3 protein-coding genes are annotated in these 4,539 nt (G+C 68.0%); all 3 read right to left on the bottom strand.

Going from position 1 to position 4,539, the window contains the following annotated elements; all coding sequences use genetic code 11:
* Window positions 1-65: 65 nt before the first annotated feature.
* The 3 genes from AC1DZ6_RS19585 to AC1DZ6_RS19575 all read right to left on the bottom strand — a co-directional run bounded on the left by AC1DZ6_RS19585 (window position 66) and on the right by AC1DZ6_RS19575 (window position 4,330).
* Complete coding sequence (locus AC1DZ6_RS19585) at window positions 66-1,247, bottom strand: MFS transporter (RefSeq protein ID WP_477098811.1); 1,182 nt, start codon at window positions 1,245-1,247, stop codon at window positions 66-68.
* Between the two features lie 173 nt (window positions 1,248-1,420).
* Window positions 1,421-3,130, bottom strand: coding sequence for a methionine--tRNA ligase (gene metG / locus AC1DZ6_RS19580; protein ID WP_477098810.1), 1,710 nt, complete (start codon window positions 3,128-3,130; stop codon window positions 1,421-1,423).
* 858 nt (window positions 3,131-3,988) lie between these two features.
* Window positions 3,989-4,330 (bottom strand): UrcA family protein, encoded by a 342-nt coding sequence (locus AC1DZ6_RS19575; RefSeq protein ID WP_477098809.1) that lies wholly within the window; start codon window positions 4,328-4,330, stop codon window positions 3,989-3,991.
* Window positions 4,331-4,539: the final 209 nt, after the last annotated feature.

Raw genomic sequence — 4,539 nt, 5'->3', positions numbered from 1 at the left:
GTCCCCATGATGGGTCACTGCGCTTTTCGACGGGGACACGCCGCAAGGGCGTTTCCCCGACCAGGCTAGCGCTCCACTCGCCTGGCCAGCCTCACCGCGCCGATCAAGCCCAGGCCGCCCATCAGCGCCATGGCCAGATAGCCCTTGGTCCCGAAGGCGTCGAACAGCGGACCGGCGGCCAGGGTGCCCACGCCCAGCATGAAGCCGGCCGACAGGGCCGAGTTGATCGCCTGGGCCGCCGAGGCGCTTTCCGGCGGCGCCAAGCGCTCGATCAACCGCAGCGAGGCCATGAAACTGGCCGCGAAGGTCAGGGCGTGCAGGGCCTGCAGCGGGAACAGCAGCCACAGCGGCGGGGCGAAGGCGTAGGCGGTCCACCTCAGCAGGGCCGCGGCGCCGCCCAGCACCAGCAGCGTCTCGGGCCCGACCTTGCGCCGCCACGGTTCGGCGAACCACATGAAGCCGACCTCGACCGCCACCCCGACGCCCCACAGCACGCCGATGATCGGGGCCGAGATCCCCTGCTGGCGCCAGAGCAGGGCCGAGAAGCCGTAATAGAAGGCGTGCGCCCCCTGGATCAGGCCGGCGGTGATCACGGCCAGCACGAAGGTCCTGCTGCGGAGCAGGCCGCCAAGCCCTTTCCAACGCATGGCCCGATCCGGCCTGGCGGCCTCGCCCTCGTGGACGCGGTCAGGCGGCAGGACCAGGATCGAGACCACGGCCACCCCGACCGCCGCCGTGGCGATCCAGGCGACGATGACGCTGGGCGCGGCGAACGCCAGGATCGCCCCCATGGCCAGGTTGGCGACGATGAAGGCCGCCGAGCCGCTGCCGCGCGGGACCCCGTAGTTGAAGCCTTCGATCCGCGAGCGGCGCAGGGTGATCACGTCGATCAGCGGGGTCAGGGTGGTCAGGAAGGTCATGCCGACCAGCCAGCAGGCCAGCAGCCCCCAGAAACCCGGGGCGGCCAGCATGGCCATGTAGCCGGCCGCCGCCCCCAGGGCCAGCAGGGCCAGGGGCGTGCGGCGCAGGGTGAAGCCATCGGCCCAGACCGCCAGAACCGGCCCGGTGAACGGCCGCACCAGCATCGGCACGGCCAGGATCAGCCCGATCTGCGCGCCCGTCAGGCCGCGCGACCGGAAATAGGTGGCGATGAACGGCAGACTGACGCCGGTGCCGAGATAGGAGATGACGTAGAACAGGCCCAGGCGGGTTTGGGATGCGAGGGCGCTGGGCTGTTCAGTCGTCACGCGCTCACCCTCGATACACTTTGGTTGTCATCCCGGGCGTAGCGAAGCGAAGACCCGGGACCGCCGCCTGAGCGCATGCGCTTGCGGCGGTCCCGGATCGGCGCGCTACGCGCTTGTCCGGGATGACAGCGTTGAATGTGGAGCAGCGGTTTACAAAACCGCTGCTCGTCACCCTATTCGGCTCCGCCGAACTGGGCGGTCCACTCGGCGATCTGCTCGTCCTCGATCTTCTTGAACAGCACCTCCGGCGCGCGGACCGACAGGCCGACCGGCAGGGTCGACAGTTCGGCGGCGGCGTCGGTGGACGGCCAGGCCGGCGGCCAGGACAGTTGGAAGGCCTCGGCGATCTTCTCGGCGGCGAACGGGATGAACGGCGCGGAGATGCGGGCGTAGAGGGCCGCCAGGTTCAGGGCGGTGCGGACGATCACGGCGGCGCGGTCGCGGTCTGTCTTGATCGCCGTCCACGGGGCGGCTTCCTGCAGGTACTCGTTGCCGACCACCCACAGGGCGCGCAGGGCCTGGGCGCTCTTGCGCACCTCGATGGCGTCCATCTGCTCGGCGAGGTCCGCCAGGCGCGCCGAGACGTCGGCGTAGAGCTTCTCCTCCAGCGGGCCGGGAGCGCCGCCGTCGGGGATCACGCCGTCGAACTTGCCTTCCGTGAACTTCAGGATGCGGTTGACGAAGTTGCCCAGCACGTCGGCCAGGTCGCGGTTGATGGCGCTGGCGAACTGCTCCCAGGTGAAGGCGGTGTCGCTGCTCTCGGGCGCATTCGAGGTCAGGTACCAGCGCCAGAAGTCGGGCGGCAGGATCTCCAGCGCCGCGTCCATGAACACGCCGCGCTTGTTCGAGGTCGAGAACTTGCCGCCGTACCAGTTCAGCCAGTTGAAGGCCTTGAGCATGTCGACGCTCTTCCACGGCTCTTCCGAACCGAGGATGGTCGCGGGGAAGCTGACCGTGTGGAAGGCGACGTTGTCCTTGCCCATGAACTGGACGTAGCGGACGTCTTGCGCGCCCTCGTCGGTGCGCCACCACGACTTCCAGTCGCGATCGGCGCCGGCTTCCGCCCACTCCTGGGTGGCGGCGATGTACTCGATCGGCGCGTCGAACCAGACGTAGAAGACCTTGTCCTCGAAGCCCGGACGCGGGAACTCGCCCTTGGTCACCGGGATGCCCCAGGCCAGGTCGCGAGTGATGCCCCGATCGATCAGGCCCTCGTCCAGGTGCTTGTAGGCGATCGACTTGGCCAGCAGCGGCCAGTCGGCGTGGCCGTCGACCCAGGTCCTGATGCGATCAGCCATCTTCGTCTGAAGGAGGTAGAGGTGGCGGGTGTCGCGCACCTCCAGGTTCCGCGAGCCGGAGATCACCGAATAGGGCTCTTTCAGGTCGGTGGGATCCAGCAGGTTGCCGCAGTTGTCGCACTGGTCGCCGCGAGCCTTCTCGAAGCCGCAGTGCGGGCAGATGCCCTCGATGTAGCGGTCGGGCAGGAAGCGCTTGTCGTCGATGGAATAGACCATCTGGTCGACGCGTTCCTCGATCAGGCCGCGCTCTTCCAGCACCTCGCAGAAGTGCTGGGTCAGGCGGTGGTTCTGCGGCGAGGACGAGCGGCCGAAGTGGTCCCAAGACAGGCCGAACGCCCGGCCCACGTCGTGCTGCAGCACGTGCTGCTCGGCGCAATAGGTRGCCACGTCCTGGCCGGCGGCCGCGGCGGCCAGTTCGGCCGGCGTGCCATGCTCGTCGGTGGCGCAGATATAGAGGGTGTCGTTGCCCCGCGCGCGCTGGAAGCGGGCGTAGACGTCGGCCGGCAGCATCGATCCCGCCAGATTGCCCAGGTGCTTGATGCCGTTGATGTACGGCAGGGCGGAGGTGATCAGGATGCGGGCCATGGGTCTTCCGGGGGAGTCGAGGAGCGGTTGCATATAGAAGGCCCGGGGCGGAAACGAAAGCGCGGTGCGGCGAACACTTGCCCCCTACGGACCGCTTTAGCGGCCAGGTGGGGGCAAGTGGGTGTGATCCCACGCCAATCGGGCTGTGAGCGGTTGGGGAGGCGCGGAGCGGTCCGGGCCCAGCCCGGATGACCGTGGGTTTGTATGTTGCGTTTCGGCTAGACCTGACCGCTCCGCCGAACCGTTTTGACCGAGGGACGGCGATTGAGGGCCTGTTTCATCCCGATCGACGTTYCCCCTCGGGCGGGCAGGATCAAAGCCGCCCGGAAGGGGCCGTCGGCGACTCCGACTGATCCTGGAACAGGCCGGTTTGAACTCCCRGCCCCGTCGACCCCGGCTGTCCCGCGCTCGTCCGGCCGGGGTCTTGGATCCTTCTGAGACCCGCCTCCYCAGCCGACCCGATCGCCAGGCCAGCCCGGCCCCGCTCGGTTCGATCCCCATCGCCTGCTTGGGCCGGTACCAAGAGCCCTCCCCCGCGATGGGGACATCTCTGATTGTGCAGGAGGTTTGAGGTCCTAGGATTTGTGACGCTGATTATTTTTCAGCGCGTTGGAAAGGTTGGAAATTTGGGCGGCGCTGGCGGGGATCCAGGGCGGTAGATCCCCCCAAATCACCCTCTCCCGGAGGGAGAGGGTGAAGGGAAGACGCTCATGCCTTCATCAACAACTCGGCGGGAGCCTCGTGGCGTCTCCCGTTGGGGCTGGGAGCATGCGACGCCGTGAGCGCTCTGAGGGATGAACGGCCGGGCAAGGGCATGCCCGGCGCTCCCGCCACCTCCCCGGGGGGAGGATCTCGTGGTCAGCCGCCGACCGCGCGCAGGGCTTTCGCCTGGTCGCGCGACAGCTTGGACTGAACCTCGTCCTGAATATCCAGAAGACAGGCCTTGGCCGACCAGCGGTCCAGCCGCTCGGCCTGGACGCGCGCGTCGCAGACCGCGACGCTGGCGGCGTCGATGCGGGCCTTGAACAGGCGGGCGTCGTCGGGGCGGGAAAGGTCCAGGTCGCCGACCGCGACCTTGGCCAGCACCGGAGGCTTGCCAGACCTGGATTGGGCGGTCGCGGCCTGGGTCAGGCCCAAGGCTGGCAGGGCCGCCAGGCCCAGTATCGCGAGCTTCGAAATCTTGACGATGAACCGGCTCATGGCGGCCTTCCCCTGTCGTGCCGACGCCGTCCGCGTCGCCTTCGAGGGGTAGAATGGCCAGCTTGTTCCGCGAATACTCGTTACGTCTGCTTCATGACGCCGTATTCACAGAGTGAACGACTTGTAATCTTCCAGCGCTCAAATCAGCGCGAAGAAGAGTTCAGCCGTGCTTCCTTGACCGGCGGCTTTTCCAGCGCCTGGTACACCAC

Source organism: Caulobacter sp. P1_B12_2 (assembly GCF_056406675.1).
The sequence above is the reverse complement of the archived record's forward strand: the minus strand, read 5'-3'. Positions and strand labels throughout refer to the sequence as shown.